This window comes from uncultured Nostoc sp. (assembly GCF_964245575.1).
Lineage (GTDB): Bacteria > Cyanobacteriota > Cyanobacteriia > Cyanobacteriales > Nostocaceae > Nostoc.
On sequence record NZ_CAXTNP010000439.1, the window covers coordinates 1 to 4,425 of the forward strand.

Consider the following 4,425-nt stretch of genomic DNA (forward strand, 5'->3'; position numbering starts at 1 on the left):
ATAGATATCTAAACCAATAGTTCGTGCTTTGAATTGTCTAAGTTTTTGCAAAGCTAAAGCCAGTGCTCGATCCGATAGTGAACCTTTTCTATGTTCCTGTTCTGGAAGCTTAAAATCATCTTCAGTGATAGTCACCAGCAAAATCCGCGGATCTGTGCCTTCATGCGGACGCAACTGCATTAAATGGTCGAAAGCTTGCAACTCCCATGTTTGTAACATTCCCAACTGTCGGACTCCAATTACCAAAGCTGTTACAACTACACTCAAAATAGTCATTATTTGAAGATGGCGTTTGCTCGGCAAGATTTGATGAGAGTTTCTATTTTCAGACAAAGCAATTTGAAGCTTTCGTTTTTCCAACTCAAGACTTGCAGTTAAAAATTTATAGTCCTGGTTGCTCAAACTCTTACCTTCTGCCCACGCCTGGGCAGACAGCAAAGTTTGCCCCCACAAAAGATGGGATTCATCTTGATAATTCGTTGCCACCCATGCTTTTAGCTCTAACCCATATGGTCGCAAGTTCAATAACGCTTTCTCAATCCAAGTTTGATTAAAAACAGATGCGTAAATGCGATTGTAGACCTTTAACAAACCTTGTTGTTTCACTACCACCCCTGATAGCCGCAATTCCATTTGTTCAGGACTAGCATCTGCTGTTATTTCACCCTTCAATAAAATTTGCTGATACAGTTCCAGTAGCTGCCCAGGGCGCTGTTCACTTCTAAGTATGCGATCGCGAATTGTTTTTATATGCTCCGGTTCATCCTGAGATTCCCAATTCTCGATTACTCTTGAGCAGACTATATTTTCAACACACTTGGACTCATCACCTATTGCAATTGGTAAGTCAGACGAAACAACCAGCTTGCAAAGCTTTTGGGTAAGAAAGGGTTGACCACCTGTCCAAGCTAATATCTCTGTTAAAACTGTTTCAGGATTAATAACTTTTCCGACTAATCCTTGAGCTAATGGCTGGGCTTCATGTTTTTGAAAGCCACTAAGTTGAATTGCTCGACCAATGTTAAATGGGGTACGATTTTTGTCTCGAATCAAATCGTAAGGTGTGGCTACTCCTAGCAATGCAAAGGTAAGACGTTGGTATGCAGGGTTGTCAGACCTTTTGTTATAGCAAGCTCTTAACAGTGCTAAAAAATCATCTTTGAAATTTAATTTCAGGATACTATCAATTTCATCTATAAAAATGACAATTTTTTGAGTTACTTGCTCTAGTAACACTGACTCGATAAACTCACTCAAACGCTCCAGTGGTGACAGCCCCTCATAATCCCCCCACCAAGTTAGTACCTTGACTTTGGGCAGAAAGCTGCGTGACAGCCTACGTATCACACCCAGATACCACTCAGATTGGCTAATGTCTTGGCTACCAATTCCTGTAATGTCAATCACTCCACAAGCAACACCATCTTTTTGCAGTTTGTGCATTGTTTGCACACGCAGGCTGGACTTGCCCATTTGCCGCGAATTAAGTACGTAACAAAATTCCCCTGATTTTAGTCCTTCATAGAAATCTTTGTCTGCTTGCCGCTCTACATAAGTAGGAGCATTAATTTGTAAACTACCTCCAACTTGATAATTGTAAGCCGAGTTTTGTGCATTCTTTGTTGCAGACATCTTATTATTTCGTTATCAGCAATTAGTTGTGCTATAAGGCAATTGATAATTGGGAATTTTAGTTTGATACTAAAATCTCAAAAATTAATATTTAATCTTAATTAAGACGACTAGAAAAATATTGACGATATAATTCGCAACGCCAAGTCACCTTATTTTCGGGACGATGCACCACTAATCCCATACTGTCTAGTTTAAATATTAAATCCGAGTTTAATTCTACTGCTTCTGGTGTTGTTACAACTTGTTTGAATGCTGCTGCCAAATCTAGATCCTGTTTCAGATTCCTTAACTGTCGTCGCAGATGGTCGCGATAAATTCCAGCTTCTTCTGGGGCTGTTTGTAACAACTCCTTTAGTGTAATATCTTGATGCTGAATGTAATACAAAGCTTGCCGTATTAAATAGGGATGCCCTCCCACCATCTTCATTAGTTTTTCTACTTGGGTAGTTGTCCAATTCAGCCTTTTATGATATATTACCAAATTTTCTACCTGTTGTCTATTAAATTCTTGTAATTCGATGCTCAGTCCTATATTGAATGGGGATTGATTTATATCCAAGGGAATGTAAACTTCTTTACTATGAACTAGTATTATCCGCAGCTTTTGCCAAACTTCACTATTGTGATCTCCGTACCTAGCATACTCATACCAAGCCCGTAAAAGACTAAAAAAGTCATCAGCAATGTTGCGGGATGGAAAAATTCGATGCACTTCATCCAAAGCAATTACTATTGGACTGGTGATTTCTTCTAATAGGCACTCTTCAAAATAAGCAGTAGTTTTATCTTTGCTGCCATATATAGTCCAATAATCATTTAACTGCTCAAGTCGTTTTAGTTTTCGACCAACATTTTCACAAAACCAACGTAAAAATATATCTAAATTAGTGAATACTGTATTGTCTGCTAAATCAAAGCTCAATGGTACTATTTGATAACCATGCTCTCTGGCATAATGCATAATCCTTGCCATTAGTGAGGTTTTGCCCATTAGCTTGGGTGCTTTTATCCTAATCAAAGCACCTGGCTGTAAAATTTCTTGATAACAGCGCTCTTCTATGGGAGAGCGTTCAACATAAAAGGCAGAATTAAGAGGAACTTGACCTATAGGCAATTCTGGCTCTGATAGAGGCAGGGGTAGTTCATCGAATCTTTCTTGATCTTTTATAGACTCACTGTTTGCCGATGAGATTTCCTGATATATTAATTGCGATCGTCGCTCTATTGCTGCCCGAAAATTAGTTTTGCTAACTGATTCTCCTAATGCTTGTGAAAGTAAATTCCACAATTGAGGTCCAGCCTGTTGACTAATATATTTATACGTGTACTTCAATTCTGTAGCAATATCTTCATAACTCTTACCTTCCCAAGAACCTTGAAATACATTAATTTGAAGGTCAGTTAGGTACTGTTTTTTAGAGGTAAAAGTTGCTCGGTTGACAATGTTTAACGCTTCTTGAAATTCCATGACTTAATAATGTATAAAAATTAATTTTATCTAAATTTACAACTTGTTATACTTGATTTAGGGAAGAATATAGGCTTTTATATCTGAGAAAATTAGTTTTTGTGAGTTTTTATAAACTTTCTCAACTCAATCGAGAGTTTTAAATTTATTTGTATATTTTTCACTCCGAAATTAATGTGAGTTTATATGAGTTTATCAGGATAGACAAGTTTTGGGGAATATATCAAACTAATTTATACAAGGTTACTTTAAAACAAAGTAGCTTGTAAAACGTTGGTAGCAAGAGGTTTCAATCATGTTCTTGATAATCTTTGACAGCAAAATTCAAAAGAAACAAAAAAACAAAATAAAAGACATCAGCATGGACAACTGTTAAGTAAGCTAGACTCAGTAGACCGAAAAATTTTCCATAAGCTTTATCAACCGTTGATTTGAGCAAGTGTACACCATTCACTGCAATCGTCTTATGAGCTAATAGTACGCTTGTAAAGATGACACCTTAGTGCTTAATGCTTGTGTAGGAGTGTAAGGTAGTCCTGTCAAGGTGACTTTTGATCAGAGAATTATCCCAAAAGCGATTGTCACAGAACGTAGAGCAAGGATGGAATGGCACGCTTGTTTTCGCCAAATCCATAAGATATAAGGTTTTTGGATGCAAGGGTCTAGGGATGTAAGAAAAAACTAAGAACTAAATAAAAATATTTAGAGGTTGTTTGAAAAGGGTCGGCTTGAGCCTCAAGTGCAACTCAGGGGCGCAATCTCAAATCTCAAAACTCCGATTATCTCGTGGCAGTTTCTCGGTAACCAGGGTAGTGAAACACACCCTTGAGGACTTTTCAAACATCCTCTTAGAAATCAACGCTTTTTCCTTACACCCTACACTCTTCCCTGATAAAAGTTTCACGTTTTTTAGTGCCATTCAAGGCAGAGCTTTAGAGGGATTAAGTGATCTGATGAGTGTAATGCAAGCTGATCAAACTACCCTGAGCCAGGATTTACTTTATCCTGCCCGTACATAGCAGAACTTACGCATTGACAAAATAGGCAGAGAATGCATGGAATAAATCAGGAAAAAATAAGCGATCGCTAATCACCAAAGGCATTGAAAGACGGATAATACTGAGGTTGTCTGCATTAAGGGTGACGACTATCAGAGCGACTACCAAGCCATCGACCGCCAACTGTGACCTTAATATTTATACTCTGTTTTTACTGGCAGAATCAAAGTACCCAGGCTGCACACGTTTGGCAGAAATCATGGAAGATTTGTCTCACGATAGTGTCAACAGATTTTTGCTGCGTGAGCGGTATGAACCCAAAGA

2 protein-coding genes and 1 pseudogene are annotated in these 4,425 nt (G+C 38.1%); 1 reads left to right on the forward strand and 2 read right to left on the reverse strand.

The genetic code is table 11. The features are described 5' to 3' along the window. Positions 1-1,632 (reverse strand): AAA-like domain-containing protein (locus ACFFAP_RS36405; RefSeq protein WP_375515767.1); only part of this gene is annotated, 1,632 nt, incomplete at its 3' end. A 97-nt stretch (positions 1,633-1,729) separates the two neighbouring features. Next, entirely contained in the window at positions 1,730-3,103 is a 1,374-nt protein-coding gene (locus tag ACFFAP_RS36410; RefSeq protein WP_375515768.1) for an AAA-like domain-containing protein, read from the reverse strand. A 1,149-nt stretch (positions 3,104-4,252) separates the two neighbouring features. Between ACFFAP_RS36410 and ACFFAP_RS36415 the strand changes: the two are divergent. After that, positions 4,253-4,425 (forward strand): annotated as a pseudogene (locus tag ACFFAP_RS36415) (IS701 family transposase); the annotation flags it as partial.